General features: G+C 51.9%; 20 protein-coding genes and 1 pseudogene. 17 read left to right on the top strand and 4 right to left on the bottom strand.

What is annotated here, in order from left to right; all coding sequences use genetic code 11:
• Positions 1 to 71: 71 nt before the first annotated feature.
• The 4 genes and pseudogenes from AB5935_RS21285 to AB5935_RS21300 form a co-directional block, all read right to left on the bottom strand.
• A pseudogene (locus AB5935_RS21285) lies at positions 72 to 992 on the bottom strand (YWFCY domain-containing protein); the annotation flags it as partial.
• A 37-nt stretch (positions 993 to 1,029) separates the two neighbouring features.
• Positions 1,030 to 2,373, bottom strand: coding sequence for a conjugal transfer protein MobB (gene mobB / locus AB5935_RS21290; RefSeq protein WP_368327549.1), 1,344 nt, complete (start codon positions 2,371 to 2,373; stop codon positions 1,030 to 1,032).
• Positions 2,370 to 2,798, bottom strand: a complete 429-nt coding sequence (gene mobA / locus AB5935_RS21295) for a conjugal transfer protein MobA (protein ID WP_368327550.1) — start codon at positions 2,796 to 2,798, stop codon at positions 2,370 to 2,372. Before mobA ends, mobB begins: the two co-directional genes overlap by 4 nt.
• Before the next feature lie 251 nt (positions 2,799 to 3,049).
• Entirely contained in the window at positions 3,050 to 3,268 is a 219-nt protein-coding gene (locus tag AB5935_RS21300; protein WP_368327551.1) for a hypothetical protein, read from the bottom strand.
• Between the two features lie 328 nt (positions 3,269 to 3,596).
• On the opposite strand from AB5935_RS21300, the gene AB5935_RS21305 reads away from it, so the two are divergent.
• The 17 genes from AB5935_RS21305 to AB5935_RS21385 all read left to right on the top strand — a co-directional run bounded on the left by AB5935_RS21305 (position 3,597) and on the right by AB5935_RS21385 (position 15,917).
• Positions 3,597 to 4,379, top strand: coding sequence for a ParA family protein (locus AB5935_RS21305; RefSeq protein WP_368327552.1), 783 nt, complete (start codon positions 3,597 to 3,599; stop codon positions 4,377 to 4,379).
• Entirely contained in the window at positions 4,357 to 4,833 is a 477-nt protein-coding gene (locus tag AB5935_RS21310) for a DUF3408 domain-containing protein (RefSeq protein ID WP_368327553.1), read from the top strand. The genes AB5935_RS21305 and AB5935_RS21310 overlap by 23 nt, the downstream gene beginning before the upstream one ends.
• Positions 4,834 to 4,853: 20 nt before the next feature.
• Positions 4,854 to 5,513, top strand: coding sequence for a hypothetical protein (locus tag AB5935_RS21315; RefSeq protein WP_368327554.1), 660 nt, complete (start codon positions 4,854 to 4,856; stop codon positions 5,511 to 5,513).
• A 17-nt stretch (positions 5,514 to 5,530) separates the two neighbouring features.
• Positions 5,531 to 5,830, top strand: coding sequence for a DUF4134 domain-containing protein (locus tag AB5935_RS21320; protein ID WP_195437665.1), 300 nt, complete (start codon positions 5,531 to 5,533; stop codon positions 5,828 to 5,830).
• A 12-nt stretch (positions 5,831 to 5,842) separates the two neighbouring features.
• Positions 5,843 to 6,166 (top strand): DUF4133 domain-containing protein, encoded by a 324-nt coding sequence (locus AB5935_RS21325; protein ID WP_138298474.1) that lies wholly within the window; start codon positions 5,843 to 5,845, stop codon positions 6,164 to 6,166.
• Positions 6,163 to 8,664, top strand: coding sequence for a TraG family conjugative transposon ATPase (locus AB5935_RS21330; RefSeq protein ID WP_368327555.1), 2,502 nt, complete (start codon positions 6,163 to 6,165; stop codon positions 8,662 to 8,664). Before AB5935_RS21325 ends, AB5935_RS21330 begins: the two co-directional genes overlap by 4 nt.
• A gap of 123 nt (positions 8,665 to 8,787) precedes the next feature.
• Entirely contained in the window at positions 8,788 to 9,147 is a 360-nt protein-coding gene (locus AB5935_RS21335; protein ID WP_057098557.1) for a DUF3876 domain-containing protein, read from the top strand.
• A 4-nt stretch (positions 9,148 to 9,151) separates the two neighbouring features.
• Positions 9,152 to 9,784, top strand: coding sequence for a DUF4141 domain-containing protein (locus AB5935_RS21340; RefSeq protein WP_368327556.1), 633 nt, complete (start codon positions 9,152 to 9,154; stop codon positions 9,782 to 9,784).
• 38 nt (positions 9,785 to 9,822) lie between these two features.
• A complete protein-coding gene (gene traJ / locus AB5935_RS21345; RefSeq protein WP_057098558.1) occupies positions 9,823 to 10,827 on the top strand; it encodes a conjugative transposon protein TraJ in 1,005 nt (334 codons plus the stop codon).
• Positions 10,828 to 10,848: 21 nt separating this feature from the next.
• On the top strand, positions 10,849 to 11,472 hold the full coding sequence (gene traK, locus AB5935_RS21350; protein ID WP_057098559.1) for a conjugative transposon protein TraK: 624 nt from the start codon (positions 10,849 to 10,851) through the stop codon (positions 11,470 to 11,472).
• A 4-nt stretch (positions 11,473 to 11,476) separates the two neighbouring features.
• Positions 11,477 to 11,746: a TraL conjugative transposon family protein gene (locus tag AB5935_RS21355; protein WP_057098560.1), complete on the top strand. Its 270-nt coding sequence runs from the start codon at positions 11,477 to 11,479 to the stop codon at positions 11,744 to 11,746.
• Positions 11,747 to 11,749: 3 nt separating this feature from the next.
• Entirely contained in the window at positions 11,750 to 13,144 is a 1,395-nt protein-coding gene (gene traM / locus AB5935_RS21360; protein ID WP_368327557.1) for a conjugative transposon protein TraM, read from the top strand.
• A gap of 39 nt (positions 13,145 to 13,183) precedes the next feature.
• On the top strand, positions 13,184 to 14,122 hold the full coding sequence (traN, locus tag AB5935_RS21365; protein ID WP_368327558.1) for a conjugative transposon protein TraN: 939 nt from the start codon (positions 13,184 to 13,186) through the stop codon (positions 14,120 to 14,122).
• A 3-nt stretch (positions 14,123 to 14,125) separates the two neighbouring features.
• Complete coding sequence (locus tag AB5935_RS21370; protein ID WP_057099537.1) at positions 14,126 to 14,707, top strand: conjugal transfer protein TraO; 582 nt, start codon at positions 14,126 to 14,128, stop codon at positions 14,705 to 14,707.
• Between the two features lie 22 nt (positions 14,708 to 14,729).
• Positions 14,730 to 15,188, top strand: a complete 459-nt coding sequence (locus tag AB5935_RS21375; RefSeq protein ID WP_057099538.1) for a DUF3872 domain-containing protein — start codon at positions 14,730 to 14,732, stop codon at positions 15,186 to 15,188.
• Positions 15,175 to 15,723 (top strand): hypothetical protein, encoded by a 549-nt coding sequence (locus AB5935_RS21380; RefSeq protein ID WP_057098561.1) that lies wholly within the window; start codon positions 15,175 to 15,177, stop codon positions 15,721 to 15,723. The genes AB5935_RS21375 and AB5935_RS21380 overlap by 14 nt, the downstream gene beginning before the upstream one ends.
• Positions 15,724 to 15,773: 50 nt before the next feature.
• On the top strand, positions 15,774 to 15,917 hold the full coding sequence (locus tag AB5935_RS21385; RefSeq protein ID WP_368327559.1) for a hypothetical protein: 144 nt from the start codon (positions 15,774 to 15,776) through the stop codon (positions 15,915 to 15,917).
• The last annotated feature ends 121 nt before the right edge of the window (positions 15,918 to 16,038 follow it).

A 16,038-nucleotide genomic window follows, 5' to 3' on the forward strand; every position in this document is an offset into this window, starting at 1 on the left:
GACGGAACAGCGGGTTAAATCTTGCAATATACATTGCTGTTTAACAATCAATTACGTGACTTTTCAGGTCACACCCAAGTTCGATTGAGGTTGAGCATAATCGTGTACGCACTTTCATAGGCATCCGATATATCCGTCATAAAGTCCGGATGAATGGGGTTACAACGGTGGCTGCCCGCCGGATCATCGAAATTTATCACGTAGAATTTCGGTTTGACCTTGTACCCGTCCAGATTGTTAATCAGGTGGTTGTAAGCAATCTCGGAGAGGTCGGGATATTTGAAATCATACAAAAAAACGGAAAATCCTTTTTCGATAACCTGTTTAATGTATTGATTGATAATCGCATAGGACTTCCCGCTACCCGGAGTTCCCAACACCATTGTCGCACGAAAAATATTAACAAGGTTAATCCATCCGTCATACGTCTTTCCCCTGAACCAGAACCGGGTACGGAGATTGACGGAATACTCGTTCTCTTTGAGTTCGGTTTCCTGCATAAATGATTCGTTCTCCACGTTGAACACGTCTTCAAGCAGGTTGGTTTTGAGCAGGCGGGACATCCATAACCCTGCCATGAGCAGAAAGATATATCCGGCTGTAAGGGTGGCGATGTAGAACACCGTGTTTGCCGACAAGGGCAAAGGGAGTGCCAAGAGCCACCAGTTGAAAAAGAATAGCAACAAGCCCGTCACGCCACAAAGGATTATCTTGCGCCAAGTGATCTTCTGCTCCTTCACGCCCTTTGTCCCCAAACAGGAAAGGGCGAGGAACAGCACGGCAAAGAGCTTCGTCCAAAAGATACTGGAAAACAGCCCGGCGGTGCGCTGGAAACCGAGCAGGATTCTATCGACCACGCCAATATTGATGCCCCATTCCCGAAACGACTGGTAACAGAACCAATAAATATTGATTACTACAAATAAAATGCTGATAGCACGCATGAACTCCATTACTTTGGCAAGTCCACGCAAATCATCTTCGTTTTGCATATTGATATACTTTTAAAATTATAAATACTTCGGAAGGTTACTGTTGTCTGCCGTACCTGCGCCTTTTCTTCTTTTTCCGCTGCGGTGGTGCGGGCTGGTCATCGGATGCGCCGCCCTGCACGGGTGCGAACAGGCTGAAAGCGTCCGCCACGTTTTGGGCGGTGTTATCCTTATGGTCGGGCTGATACCCGGTATCATGCCCGTTCCACGGGGATGCACCGGAATGTCCCGGTTGCTGCGCCGGATATTCGCCCGGTGATTCTTCCGGCTCGTGGCTGACACCTGCCGGAAACTCCCTTTCGTTTGTCTGCTGCGGCGAGTGAATACCGTCCTGCCCGGCGAAAAGGTCGTTGAACACATTGGCGGAAAACTCCTTGCCCAGACGGGAACCGTTGAAAACGGTCTTGTCGGCATGGTTGATGAAAGTCGCCCCATAGATGCGCCCCGCATCGTTGGTACGGAATAGCACGCCGATACCCTGCCGCATGAGTTCACGCTCGAAAAATGCCCGGTCACGCCCTGTGGTCTGCATGGCGGACGCTATGCGGGCGGCGGTATCGGTGGCAATGTCCTTGTGCTTCTTCATCCATGCGGCTGCGGTCTGCATCCGTTTCTCCAGTGCGGCAATGCCCGCCTCTTTGCCAAAGACGGAAGACTTGAACGGTTTGCCGACCTTGTTGCCGTCCTTGTCCGTCGCCGAATAGGACAAGCCGTGATACTCCCGTCCGCCATATTCCCCTTTGACTTCATCCACCGTTATACCGTAGAGCGAAAGTACCGCACGGTATTCACCGAGTGACTGGAAACGCCACTCACGGGCTATCGGTCGGATCACTCCCGCCAACTGCCCTTTGAGGTTGCCGCCCCCGTAATCGACGGGTGACAAGGGCAGCCCTTCTTTCCATTCCTTTTTGGTAGCCGGGGTAAGGTTGAATTGCTGTTCCAGTTCCCGGCAGACCTTCATCGAACGCTCGTGTTCGTAGCTGTCGGAAATCGCCCGCCCGGTTTCGTCCACACGGACGGAAACGATGTGCAGGTGTTCCCGCCCGATGTCGTTGTGGCGGTAAACGATATAAGGCTGGTCGCCGAAGCCCATGCGCTGCATATACCGCTCCGCCAACTTTATGAACTGTTCTTCACTCACGCAATCTTTCGGATCGGGGTTGAGCGAGATGTGCAGGATGGGCTTCTCGGTCTTGCGGTTGGCGGCGAGGTAGTCCCCGAACGAACGGGAAATATGCTCAATCGTATAGGGATTGTCGCCCGGCGGTTCGATAATCCGGTTGCCGAAAAGTACGTCGGCATGAAGCTCGTCCACTTTAATCTGGTTGTAGGCAAGCACCCCGTACAGGCTGCCGCCGTGTGAAATCTTGGCTATCATCGGACGGGGTATCTGGTTTGAAACTCTTCCGCCAGTGCGGAAATTTGTTTGCTAAGTTCCACCAGTTCGAGGGTGTGCTGTTCCAGTTTATAGAGGAAAGCGAGTGCCTTCTTCTCGGAGAAATTGGATTTGAGCGCACGCACGCATTGGTTGTAATTCACGCCGATGCTGCGGAACTGGGAATGAAAAGAGGTCAGGCGCATGTAGAAATCCTGCGTGCCCTTATCCAGTTTGACGACCTTTATCTCCCTGCCGAAGAGTGCGGAAACGATAAACTCGGCACGGGTTGCCTTGCCGGATTCATCGAAAAGGGCAAGGAAACGGGCGTTGTCTTCGTCACTTAGACGGAACACGTAGCGGTGGCACATCTTGTCGGTCTTGGGCTTGCGCCCGTGGTTGTTGGAATACTTCTTCTGATTATCCATAGTCCTATCAAATTTTAAGTGAAACATGGGTTGAAAACTGCCGTATGCTTACGGCTCTCCCCCGCAAAGGAAAATCCAACTCCGGCGGATTTTGCACCAGCGGGGCAAGGTGGTGGTGAGGCACGGAAAGCGAAGCGAGTGCCGCAGCACACAACTTGCTAATTTCGGTTGAAATTAAAATCCGTCCTACCGGACAGATTGGGGATGCCCTTGTCTGCTGGAGACTGCCGGGGCAGTCCTTCGGGCGGTTACTATTCTTGTTCATCTTCTCTGAATTTTAGTTCATGGCTGCAAAGTAACAGCCCTTTTCCCGTCCGGTCATTATGCCCGTATGCGACAAACCTACGGGTGGAAAGACAAGGTGCGACACGTTGATAATCAAGTGAATAATCTGCCGATATTTTGATATTCCTTTGCGCCGTGGAAGCGGTAAAACGGCTGTTCAACTGGACGGGCAAACGGACGCCCAAACGAGTGGATGATTGGCTGGATGAACAGCCGGACGGATGATGATTTTGCCGGACGAACGGACGGACGAACGGACGGACGAACGGCTAAACGGTTAGCCGGATGAATGGCTAAACAGCTAAACGGTTAAACGGCTAAACAGCCGGATAAACGGTCGGATGATTGGACGGATGAATGAACGGACAAACGGATGATGAACGAATCGGATGAACAAATGGCTGGCTGCACGGCTGACCGATTGAATGACCGATTGACTGATTGGCTGATTGATTGAATGAACAGATAACCGATTGCTTAGGCAACCGAATGAATAACTAATTGATTGACGATATGGATAAACAGACTTTGAACGTGGCTTTCGCCACACAAAAGGGCGGTAGCGGTAAAACGGCTATCACGGTGCTGGTGGCGAGTTACCTGCACTACAACTGCGGGTATCCGCTGGCGGTGATCGACTGCGACTTTCCGCAACACAGCCTGTATGAGATGCGGGAACGGGACAGCCGGGCGGTACTGGAAAACGAGTACCTGAAACGGATGGCATACGAGCAGATGCGTGAGCCGGGACGTGCCGCCTATCCGGTACAGAAGTGCCGGGTGGAACGTGCGCCGGACATGGCGGCGGAACTGGCGGGCAGTGGAAACTATGACCTGCTGTTCTTCGACCTGCCCGGTACGGTGAACTCGTCGGGCATATTGCGCACCATTGCGCAAATGGATTACATCTTCGCTCCGGTGAGTGCCGACCAAACGGTACTGGAAAGCACGCTCGCCTTTCTGGACGTGTTGCAACGGATGATGTTAGGCAAGAAAACAAGCCGACTGAAAGGGCTTTACCTCTTTTGGAATCTGGTGGATAAACGGGAAAAGAGCGAACTGTACGGACGGTATGAAAAAGTAATCGCCGGAATGGGGCTGCCGATGCTCACTACCCAAATACCGGACACGAAACGCTTCCGCAAGGAACTGGATGCGGAAAACCGGACGGTGTTCCGTTCTACCTTGTTCGCTCCCGACAAGCGGATGGCTGCGGGCAGCGGCATACCCGAACTGGCACATGAAATAATATCCATCCTCAAACTATCAGGCTATGAAGAAACAACAAGCAGATAAGCCCATCGACGAAGAACTGCTTATGCGGATGATGGCGGGTGAAACGGAAAAGCCGCAAGGCAACGGTGATGCACCGGAAACAGAAGCAACAGGACAAGAGGCGGAAGAACCGGAACTGGAAACAGAGAATAGGGAAACCGCCGTGCCGAAGGAAAACAGGGTTGCCGGGAAGGTGGCTGACGGGAAAGTGCCGGATGGGAAGCGGCGCAAGGCAAAGCAGGCGGCGGACTACGACACGACCTTCCTCAAAGGGATGGATATACCCGCCCGTTACGGGAAGCCCGTGTACGTGCGGCGTGAATACCACGAACGGATCGCCAAAATCTCCATGATGCTGACAGGCGGCAAGGTGTCGCTATCCGCCTACATAGACAATGTGCTGGCACAGCACTTCGAGCAGTACCGGGAAGAAATCGAAGCGGCATACGCCGGAAAGATGGAAAAACTCTTCTAAAGCGGAAAGGAGAAAGGAACATGATACTGAAACTGATACTCTCCGCCCTGCTGCTGTACTACCTCTGCGTGCTGTGGAAATATTACCGCACCGACATAGCCGGACTGCTGGGAAAAACGGATGCCGAAGAAAGGACGGACGAACCGGACGAAGAAGCGGAAAAGCCGGGAGAACCGTACACGGTTATCGGAAAAAGCACCTACCGGAAAAGACAAACCTACGAGCCGGAAGACAAGCGGGGACACACTGAAAATCAAGCGGATAAAACGGATAATTTCGCATCCGGAACGCCGGAAACGGCTACGGATAACGGCACGGAACAGGCGGAAGAATCCGCTGCGGACGAGGATGCAGACTACTCCGACATCGAGGTAGAACCGGAAGAGGACGAGCCGGAAGAAGAGGGATATGTACCCACGCCGGAAGAGTTGGAAGAGGAAGAAGAACTGGGGGCGTACTATCCCGACAGCAATCCCGACTTTGCCACCGGGTACACCTTCGAGGACTTGAAGATGGTACACAGGGTTATCACCACGGACGATGCGGACGAGCAGGAGAAACAGCAAGCCCGTGAGGTGCTGCCCGCCGTGATGGGATCGGACGTGTGGGACGAGATGCTGGATGAATTTGAAGGGGCACGGCAGCGTGTCGCCCGACTGATGAATAATAGTAATGTTTAATTTAATCTTAAAAGACAATGACGAAAAAGAGATTCTTTTTGATGGCAGCCTGTGTGATGGCTGCCGCCAGTGCGATGGCACAAGGCAACGGACAAGCGGGTATCACGGAAGCCACGCAAATGGTGACTTCGTATTTCGATCCGGGAACGAAATTGATTTACGCCATCGGTGCAGTGGTGGGATTGATTGGCGGGGTAAAGGTGTACGGGAAATTCAGCAGCGGTGATCCCGATACGAGCAAGACGGCGGCTTCGTGGTTCGGAGCGTGTATTTTCCTGATTGTCGCCGCTACGATCCTGCGCTCTTTCTTCCTGTAAAAGAAGCGGGTTATGAACTTTGAAATCAACAAGGGGATTGGCAGGAACGTGGAGTTCAAGGGCTTGGAAAGCCAGTACCTTTTCGTGTTCGCCGCCGGGTTGCTTGCCGTGTTCGTGGTGTTCGTTATCCTGTACATGGCGGGCGTGAACCAGTGGGTGTGCATCGGCTTCGGCGTGACTGCGGCTACGCTGCTGGTATGGCTGACGTTCCGGCTCAATGCCAAATATGGCACGCACGGGCTGATGAAAGCCGCCGCCCGCAAACGGCATCCGAGGTATGTGCTGAACCGCCTGAAAATTCCCCGATTATTTACCACCAAAAACAAGAAAGAATGAGAAATGTAATGAAAGCGGCAACGCTGGAAAGCAAATTTCCGCTATTGGCAGTAGAGAACGGCTGCATCGTGAGCAAGGATGCGGACGTGACGGTAGCCTTCAAGGTGGAACTGCCGGAACTGTTCACCGTTACCAGTAACGAGTACGAGGCGATACATTCGGCATGGCACAAGGCGGTGAAGGTATTGCCGGACTTCTCCATCGTGCATAAACAGGACTTCTTCATTGAAGAGAAGTACCAGCCGGAGATCGACAGGGACGAACTTAGTTTCCTGAGCCGGAGCTTTGAGAGGCACTTTAACGAACGCCCGTTCCTGAATCACTTCTGCTACCTGTTCCTTACCAAGACCACTAAGATGCGCAGCCGTCAGGAAAGCACGTTCAGCACGCTGTGCAAAGGCAAGATTATCCCGAAGGAGATCGAGGACAAGGAAACGGTAACGAAGTTCCTCGAAGCGGTCGGGCAGTTTGAGCGGATCATGAACGACAGCGGGTTTATCACGCTCCGCCGCCTGCGGGCGGACGAGATTGTCGGGACGGAAACGACGGCGGGTATCGTGGAGAAGTATTTCTCCCTCTCGCAAAACGATACCACTGTTCTAAAGGATATTTCGTTGAACCCCGAAGAGATGCGGATAGGTGACGACTTCCTTTGCCTGCATACCCTTTCGGACGCAGAGGATCTGCCGGGTAACGTGGGTACGGACAGCCGCTATGAACGGTTATCGACTGACCGTTCGGATTGCAGGCTTTCGTTCGCCGCCCCGGTGGGCGTGCTGCTGACGTGTAACCACGTGTATAACCAGTACATCTTTATTGACGACCATGCGGAGAGCCTGAAACGGTTCGAGCAGACCGCAAGGAATATGCAGTCGCTATCCCGCTATTCCCGTTCCAACCAAATAAACCGGGCATGGATAGAGGAATACCTGAACGAAGCGCACAGCAAGGGGCTGGTTTCGGTGCGTTGCCACTGTAACGTGATGGCATGGTCGGACGACCGGGAAGAACTGAAACACATCAAGAATGACGTGGGCAGCCAGCTTGCCCTTATGGAGTGCAAGCCACGGCATAACACCGTGGACGTGCCGACACTCTTCTGGGCGGGCATACCGGGGAACGAAGGGGATTTTCCTTTCGAGGAAAGTTTCTACACGTTCATCCCGCAAGCCCTGTGCTTCTTCACGGAAGAAACGAATTACAAGAGTTCGCTCTCGCCCTTCGGCATCAAGATGGTGGATCGGGTAACGGGCAGACCGCTGCATCTGGATATTTCGGACTTGCCGATGAAGAAGGGGGTGATTACCAATCGCAACAAGTTCGTACTTGGGCCGAGTGGTAGCGGAAAATCGTTCTTTATGAACCACTTAGTCAGGCAATATTACGAACAGAACAGCCATATCGTACTGGTCGATACGGGTAACTCGTATCAAGGTCTGTGCGAAATGATACACCGGAAAACAAAGGGGGCGGACGGGATTTATTACACGTACTCGGAAGAGAAGCCCATCAGTTTCAATCCTTTTTTCACGGACGATTACAAGTTCAACGTGGAGAAAAAGGACAGTATAAAAACGCTGTTGCTCACCCTCTGGAAGAGCGAGGACGACAAGATCACGAAAACGGAAAGCGGCGAGCTGGGCAGTGCGGTATCGGCATATATCAAGAAGATACAGCAAGACCGCAGCATCGTGCCCTGCTTCGATACCTTCTACGAGTATATGCTGAATGATTACCGGGCGGAACTGGAGAAAAGGGACATCAAGGTAAGCCGGGATGATTTCAATGTTGATAACTTCCTGACTACGCTACGGCAGTATTACAAGGGCGGACGGTTCGACTTCCTGCTGAACTCCCGTGAGAACATCGACCTGCTGCACAAACGGTTCATAGTATTTGAAATTGACAGTATAAAGGATAATGCCGAACTTTTTCCGGTGGTGGTAATCATCATCATGGAAGCCTTCATCAACAAAATGCGGCGGTTGAAAGGGATTCGCAAGCTCCTGATTGTGGAAGAAGCGTGGAAGGCACTTACCACGGAGAATATGGCTAACTATTTGAAATACATGTACAAAACGGTCAGAAAGTATTTTGGCGAAGCGATTGTCGTCACGCAGGAAGTCGATGATATTATCTCGTCCCCCGTGGTGAAGGAAAGTATCATCAATAACTCGGACTGCAAAATCCTTTTAGACCAGAAAAAGTACATGAACAAGTTTGACGGCATACAGGCGATGCTCGGACTGACGGAAAAGGAGAAAGCGCAGATACTATCCATCAACCTTGCCAACCACCCCGGACGAAAATACAAAGAGGTATGGATCGGACTGAACGGGGTGCAGTCGGCGGTGTATGCTACGGAAGTTTCGCCCGCCGAATACCTGACGTACACCACCGAAGAGAGCGAGAAAACGGAAGTGTTCAACCTTGCGGAAGAGTTGGGCGGCGACTTGGAGCTTGCCATCAGGCGGCTGGCTAATCGGCTGAACGGCTGAACAGCCGGACGGTTGGCTAAACGATTAAACGTTTGGCTGGCTGAATGGCTAAACGGCTAAACGTACAAACGGCTGTATGATTGGCTGTATGAATGAATAATCAATTTAAAAAACGAAATCAGTATGAAACGATTGAATTTAATCCTGCTGCTGTCGGCAGTGACGGTGGCATTGGCGTTCGTCATTTCCTGCAAGGAAACGAACACCGGACGGTTGGAAAAGATGCGGGGCGACTGGGTAAGCACGGGCAATAAGCCGCCCTTCACCCTTTCGGAAGAGAACGGGCAATACCGGGTAACGGTGATAAAGAAAAGCCATGCGGGAAGTACCCGGACGGAAACGTACCTGATACGGGAAACGGACGGCTACCTCTTTATCGAAACGGGGCTGGCGGTGATGCTGACCTACGACAAGGAGAAAGACCGCATACACCTGTCGCCCGGTGGGGAATATAAACGGAGTAACCATCAATTAAACAAGTAAGAACATGAAAAAGATAAAAAAAATAGTCATGGGGTTGGCGTGCCTGTTGGCAGCGGGTACGGCTAACGCACAGTGGGTTGTGAGCGATCCGGGAAACTTGGCGCAAGGGATTATCAATACCGTCAAACAGATTGCGCAGACCTCTACAACGGCGAAGAATACACTGGACGGTTTTAAAGAAACCGCCAAAGTTTTTGAACAGGGAAAGCGGTACTATGATGCGCTAAAGGATGTACACGACGTGATTAAGGGCGGCGTGAAGGTGAAGAAGAGCATCGAGATGGTGGCGGACATCTCGGAAATCTATGTGCGGAACTACCAGAAGATGTTAGGCGATCCGAACTATACGCCGGATGAATTGAGTACTATCTCCTTCGGGTATGCAAAGCTGCTAAGCGAGAGTGCGGACGTATTGCAGGATTTGAAAAACGTGGTGAATATCACCGGAATGTCGCTATCGGATGCGGAACGGCTGGCAATCATCGACCAGAGCTATAAAAGGCTGCTGGAATACCGTAATCTGGTGCAGTACTACACGAACAAGAATATCTCGGTAAGTTACCTGCGGGCGAAAAAGAAGAAGGACACCGACCGGGTGATGGCGTTGTACGGCTCGGCGGATGAACGCTATTGGTGAGAACGGATTCCTATACATATATATAATAAGGTAAGACGATGTTATTATCAATAGACTTTGAGAACCTGCATCAGATATTGCACACACTGTATCAGGAAATGATGCCGCTATGCTCGAATTTGACGGGCGTAGCCAAAGGGATAGCGGGGCTGGGTGCGCTGTTCTACGTTGCCGCCAAAGTGTGGCAAGCCCTTGCCCGTGCCGAACCTATCGACGTGTACCCTCTGCTCCGCCCCTTTGCCGTCGGGCTGTGCATCATGTTCTTCCCGACCTTCGTGCTGGGCACGATCAACACGGTTCTCTCTCCCGTGGTGAAAGGCTGCCACGGGATGCTGGAAACGCAGACCTTCGACATGAACAAGTACCGGGAACAGAAGGACAAGCTGGAATATGAGGCGAACAAGCGGAATCCGGAAACGGCGTACCTCGTGGATAAGGAAGAGTTCGACAAGAAACTGGATGAACTCGGCTGGTCGGCGGGCGACCTGATTACGATGGGCGGGATGTACATAGACCGGGCGGAATACCGGATGAAACAGAATATCCGCAGGTGGTTTCAGGAACTCTTGGAACTGCTGTTCCAGTCCGCCGGGCTGGTGATAGACACGATACGGACGTTCTTTCTGATCGTCCTCTCCATCTTGGGGCCTATCGCCTTTGCGATAAGCGTCTATGATGGATTCCAAAGTACCCTGACGCAATGGATCACCCGGTATATCTCCGTCTATATGTGGCTGCCCGTGAGCGACCTGTTCAGTTCGGTGCTGGCAAGGATTCAGGTGTTGATGCTCACCAAGGACATAGAGGCGATGAGCGATCCCACCTTCATACCGGACAGCAGCAACACGGTGTACATGGTATTCCTGATTATCGGGATATTCGGGTACTTCACGATACCGACCGTTGCGAACTGGATCATCATGGCAGGCGGCGTAAGCGGTGCGAACCGTGCGATGAACACGACTGCCGCCAAAGCGGGGAATGTTGCCGCTGCCGGGGCGGGTGCTGCCGTGGGGAATGTTGCCGGAAGGCTTATCAAGTAACTAAAAAAATCAAGAAAGGAAATGGAATTTAAGAGTTTGAAGAATATCGAAACGAGTTTCAGGCAGATACGTTTGTTTGCGCTGGTGTTCATCTGCCTGTGTGCGGTGGTGACGGGCTTTGCCCTCTGGAAGTCGTACAGCTTTGCCGAAGCGCAACGGCAGAAGATTTACGTGCTGGATAACGGGAAGTCGCTGATGCTGGCACTCTCGCAGGACGTGCAGCAGAACCGCCCGGTGGAAGCACGGGAACACGTGCGCAGGTTTCACGAGCTGTTTTTCACGCTCTCGCCGGACAAGTCGGCTATCGAGGGCAATATCAAACGCTCGCTGATGCTGGCGGACAAGAGCGCATTTAATTACTACAAAGACCTCTCGGAAAAGGGATATTATAACCGGGTGATTTCGGGTAACATCAACCAGATGGTAGAGATTGACAGCGTGCGGTGCGACTTTGACAAGTACCCGTACAATGTGCGGACGTTCGCCCGCCAGATCATCCTCCGTGAAAGCTCGGTGACGGAAAGAAGTCTTGTCACCCGCTGCCGGTTGTTGGATGCCGTAAGGAGTGACAACAACCCGCAGGGATTCATCATCGAGGGCTTCGAGATTACCGAAAACAAGGACTTGCAAACCATCAAACGCTAACGGCATGGTCGGAAAATTTATGGCGAAGGTCATTGCTGAAATACAGGACTGGGCGGACGTAAAGCTCCGCCGCCTGTGCGGGCGTATCACGCCGGATCAGCGGGTGGTGGTTATCCTTGTGATGTTCGTGGTGTTCGGCGGGTTGTCGGTGTACATGACCGTCGCAGCCATCTACAACATCGGAAAAAGTGACGGTCGGGAACTGGGGATAGAGCATATCGATCCCATCCGGCTAAAGAACGACAGTATAATCAATCCTTTTAACAACCAGTAAATCATGGAAGAACAGAATCGGGAAAAAGAAACGGTAACGCAGCACGTAACGGTGGCGGATGCCGCAGCCCCGGACACGGGGAAAGGGGACAAAGAAAGGAAAGGCGGCGGGAAGGAGAAGAAAGCCGCCAGAGAACTGACACCGAAACAGATGCAGCAGCGGAAAAAGCTGTTGGTGTACCCGTTGATGGGGTTGCTGTTTTTGGGTAGTATGTGGCTGATCTTCGCACCTTCGGACAAGAAGGACGAAGGCGGGGAAACGGTCGGGGCGTTCAACGCCGACATTCCCCTGCCGGAGAATGACGGGATTATCGGCGACAAGCGGAAAGCCTACGAGCAGGCGCAGGTAGAAAAGAAGCAGGCGGACAAGGTGCGCTCGTTGCAGGACTTCGCTTTTGCGGCGGATAACGGGACGGACGAGGTGGAAATGGAACTGCCGGACAGCGAGCCGGAACGGGAGCCGTTCAGGGATTATTCGGGTTCGTCACGGGGAAAGGGCGTGAACTCTTCGACGGTTGCCTACCGGGACATCAACCGACAACTCGGTACGTTCTACGAAACGCCGAAGGTGGACGAGGAAAAGGAAGAACTGAAACGTCAGGTGGAAGAACTGACCGCCCGGCTGGATGCGCAGCAGGGACAGGCGGGCGGCATAGACGAGCAGGTCGCCCTGATGGAAAAGAGCTACGAGCTTGCCGCCAAGTACATGGGACAGAACGGGCAGGCAGGCCAAAGCGGTGCAATCGTGCAAGTTCCCGTTACCGGGCAAGGGACGGGAAAGCCCGCCGTTGCGGTACAGGCGGCACGGCAGCAAACGGTGTCGAGGCTACAACAGCCCCTAAGCGATGCGGAGTTCATGCGGGCGTACAGCCAGCCGAGAAACTACGGGTTCAATACGGCGGTCGGCAGCGGGTACGCTATGGGAAAGAATACGATACGGGCGTGCATCCACGGGGATCAGACGATTATGGACGGGCAGACGGTGAAGCTCCGGCTGCTCGAACCGTTGCAAGCGGGAAACCTTGTGATCCCGCAGAACACGCTCGTTTCGGGTACGGGAAAAGTACAGGGGGAACGGCTGGATATTGTGGTGTCGTCCATCGAATACCGGGGGAACTTGCTGCCCGTGGAACTGGCGGTGTATGACAGTGACGGGCAGAAAGGCTTGTCCGTTCCTTCGTCGCTGGAACAGGAAGCGGCAAAGGAAGCCCTTGCGAATATAGGCGGCGGACTGGGGACAAGCATTTCGTTTGCGCAGAGTGCCGGACAGCAGATCGCTATGGACTTGACAAGGGGGGTGATGCAGGGCGGCAGCCAATATCTTGCCAAGAAGTTCCGGACGGTGAAGGTACATCTGAAAGCGGGGTATGAATTGATGCTTTACGCCAAAGAGCAATAACGGATAAACAGATTATAAAACCATAAAAAAGAAAAGACAATGAAAAAGTTTTTTGGATTGGTTGCGCTCGTTATGGGCGCAGTAATGTGCGTGAACGCACAAGTGAATGACACGATACAGACGATTGCCGGAAATGACCTGTATCAAGGGATTACGCAAAAGTTACCGTATCGGCAGATGGTTACGCCGTTCGGGGTACAGGTGACGTTTGCCAAGACAGTGCATATTATTTTCCCGTCAGCGGTGAAGTATGTGGACTTGGGTAGTAACCGGATTATTGCCGGAAAAGCGGACGGGGCGGAGAACGTGATCCGGGTGAAGGCTACGACCGAAGGGTTTCCGGGGGAAACGAATTTCTCGGTGATTTGTGAGGATGGTAGTTTTTACAGTTTCAATGCCAAGTATGCGCATGAGCCGGAAATGCTGAACATCGAAATGAAGGACTTTTTGGAGAACGAGGACACAACGGACTTTTCACATACCCGCATGAATATCTATTTCCGTGAACTGGGCAACGAAAGCCCGCTGTTGGTGAAGCTGATTATGCAGGGCATCTATAAGGCGGACAAGCGGGAAATCAAGCATCTGGGTTGTAAACGCTTCGGGGTACAGTTCCTTTTGAAATCCATCCACTCGCATAACGGGCTGTTCTATTTCCATACGGAAACGAGGAACAGGTCGAACGTGGCTTTCAACACGGACTTTATCAAGTTCAAGATTGTGGATAAGAAAGTGCCGAAGCGTACCGCCATTCAGGAACGGGTGGTAGATCCGGTACGCAGCTATAACGAGGTACTGGTAACGAACGGGAAAAGTAATGTGCGCACGGTGTACGTCGTTCCGCAGTTCACCATACCGGACGACAAGATTCTGATTATCGAACTGTTCGAGAAGAACGGCGGCAGGCATCAGACGATACGGGTGGAGAACGCCGACCTTGTGGCGGCAAAAGTGATTAACGAACTGAAAATAAAGTAAATGATGAAAAGGGTATTGTTGATTATCATGTTCTTCGGGGTGTGCCTGCATTTTAACCAGGCACACGCCCAGAGATGCCTGCCCGGAATGAGGGGAATACAGTTCACGGGCGGACTTTCGGACGATCTGCATTGGAAAAACGGTAACGGTTTCGGCTACCATGCCGGGATAGCGGTAAGCACTTACACGAGGAACGCCCATCATTGGGTGGTCGGTGCGGAGTATCTGGAAAAGCGGTATGACTACCGGGGCAGCCTTTATCCGGTCAGTCAGTTCACGGGGGAAGGCGGGTATTACCTGAACTTCCTTTCGGACAGGAAGAAGACATTTTTTGCGGCACTGGGATTGTCCGCCCTTGCCGGGTATGAAACGGTGAACTGGGGCGAACAGATGATGCCGGACGGTTCACGACTGACGGACGGGGATAATTTTATTTACGGGGGTGCGCTGACGCTGGAATTGTCCGCATACCTGACGGACAGGATTGTCTTGCTGGTAAACGGACGGCAAAGGATGCTGTTCGGGGGTGACTGCGGAAAATTTCATTCACAAATTGCGGTGGGACTACGTTTTATGATTCGATAACTACTATAATATAATAATGTATATGAAAAAGATAATTTATCAAATGCTCGTGGGCTGCTACATAGTGGCCGCCCTCGTGCTTGTGTGTGCCTGTAATAGCCAGTTGGATATTCAGACGAGATACCCGTTCACGGTGGAGACGATGCCAGTCCCGAAAAAACTGAAGGTGAACGAAACGGCGGAAATCCGTTGTGAACTCAAACGGGATGGACGTTGGGAAGATACCCGGTACACGATACGCTGGTTCCTCTATGACGGGAAAGGCACGCTAAAACTGGATGATGGCACGGTGCTGTTGCCGAATGACCGTTACCCGCTGGAGAAAGAAACGTTCCGGCTGTATTTTATTTCGCAGTCGGACGAGCAGAGCAGTTTGAAGGTGTGGGTGGAAGATTCATTTTCGCAAACCGTGGAACTGGAGCTAAGTTTTAATAATGACAATTCGGAAAAAGAGGGAGATAGCAGCAATGGATTATTTTAAGTATCTGGGAAGCAACAAGAGTGACGAGAAGTACACGCCCCGCTATGCGGTGCTGCCGATCATCAAGTACCTTTCCCGCAGGGCAACGATATGGTGTCCGTTCGATACGGAACACAGCGAATTTGTACTAACACTGAAAGAGCATAGGTTTAAAGTGGTTCATTCCCATATCTGCACCGGACAGGATTTTTTCAAGTATGAGCCGGAACGCTGGGATGTAATCGTTTCTAATCCTCCGTTCAGTAACAAGGCTGCCGTATTCGGGCGTTGTCTCGGTTTCGGCAAACCGTTCGCTCTTCTGATGTCTAACTTCTGGCTGAACGATTCCGCACCCTGCCGACTGTTCAAGGAGAAAGAACTGGAATTGCTGCTGTTCGACAAACGGGTACAGTACAATAACCTGAACAGAGTACCGTTCGGTTCGAGCTACTTCTGCCACAGGCTGCTGCCGAAGCAGATTGTCTTTGAGAACCTGACGGTAGAAAAGGGATTGAGCCGGATGCACGGCGATATGGACGAACTGGTGAAATCATGAACCAAATACAGGGATAAAATCGAATGGAAGAAGAAATGAAATAGGTTCTTTTGGAATTTATATGCAGGCATGAGCGCACGGCGGAAGTATGCCGTGCCGCCATTGAAGAGGAAGGCTGGCAGTTGGAGCATGTGCCGGAAGAGATGAAAACGCCCGAATTGTACTTTCTCTTTCTTTACATCAATTTGAAATGAGAAAAAAGAAATAACTTTATGTTCAAAAGAGATTTATTTTTTATATACCTTAATTCCGCAACACTATTATAAATTAAACTTTTTAAGTACCTGAGCAACAAAAAGTTGCTCAGGATTTTGC

Source organism: Phocaeicola sp. RTP21198st1_B8_RTP21198_201120 (assembly GCF_040929485.1).
In the GTDB taxonomy this organism is placed as follows: domain Bacteria; phylum Bacteroidota; class Bacteroidia; order Bacteroidales; family Bacteroidaceae; genus Phocaeicola; species Phocaeicola dorei.

Bases quoted from the DNA above. Each gene is read 5' to 3' on its own strand.
- AB5935_RS21375 (WP_057099538.1), top strand. From the start codon at position 14,730: ATGAAAAAGATAATTTATCAAATGCTCGTGGGCTGCTACATAGTGGCC.
- AB5935_RS21315 (WP_368327554.1), top strand. From the start codon at position 4,854: ATGATACTGAAACTGATACTCTCCGCCCTGCTGCTGTACTACCTCTGC.
- traN (WP_368327558.1), top strand. From the start codon at position 13,184: ATGAAAAAGTTTTTTGGATTGGTTGCGCTCGTTATGGGCGCAGTAATG.
- AB5935_RS21340 (WP_368327556.1), top strand. From the start codon at position 9,152: ATGAAAAAGATAAAAAAAATAGTCATGGGGTTGGCGTGCCTGTTGGCA.
- traJ (WP_057098558.1), top strand. From the start codon at position 9,823: ATGTTATTATCAATAGACTTTGAGAACCTGCATCAGATATTGCACACA.
- AB5935_RS21330 (WP_368327555.1), top strand. From the start codon at position 6,163: ATGAGAAATGTAATGAAAGCGGCAACGCTGGAAAGCAAATTTCCGCTA.
- mobB (WP_368327549.1), bottom strand. From the start codon at position 2,373: ATGATAGCCAAGATTTCACACGGCGGCAGCCTGTACGGGGTGCTTGCC.
- AB5935_RS21320 (WP_195437665.1), top strand. From the start codon at position 5,531: ATGACGAAAAAGAGATTCTTTTTGATGGCAGCCTGTGTGATGGCTGCC.
- AB5935_RS21310 (WP_368327553.1), top strand. From the start codon at position 4,357: ATGAAGAAACAACAAGCAGATAAGCCCATCGACGAAGAACTGCTTATG.
- AB5935_RS21380 (WP_057098561.1), top strand. From the start codon at position 15,175: ATGGATTATTTTAAGTATCTGGGAAGCAACAAGAGTGACGAGAAGTAC.
- AB5935_RS21355 (WP_057098560.1), top strand. From the start codon at position 11,477: ATGGTCGGAAAATTTATGGCGAAGGTCATTGCTGAAATACAGGACTGG.
- traM (WP_368327557.1), top strand. From the start codon at position 11,750: ATGGAAGAACAGAATCGGGAAAAAGAAACGGTAACGCAGCACGTAACG.
- AB5935_RS21325 (WP_138298474.1), top strand. From the start codon at position 5,843: ATGAACTTTGAAATCAACAAGGGGATTGGCAGGAACGTGGAGTTCAAG.
- traK (WP_057098559.1), top strand. From the start codon at position 10,849: ATGGAATTTAAGAGTTTGAAGAATATCGAAACGAGTTTCAGGCAGATA.
- AB5935_RS21370 (WP_057099537.1), top strand. From the start codon at position 14,126: ATGAAAAGGGTATTGTTGATTATCATGTTCTTCGGGGTGTGCCTGCAT.
- AB5935_RS21335 (WP_057098557.1), top strand. From the start codon at position 8,788: ATGAAACGATTGAATTTAATCCTGCTGCTGTCGGCAGTGACGGTGGCA.
- mobA (WP_368327550.1), bottom strand. From the start codon at position 2,798: ATGGATAATCAGAAGAAGTATTCCAACAACCACGGGCGCAAGCCCAAG.
- AB5935_RS21305 (WP_368327552.1), top strand. From the start codon at position 3,597: ATGGATAAACAGACTTTGAACGTGGCTTTCGCCACACAAAAGGGCGGT.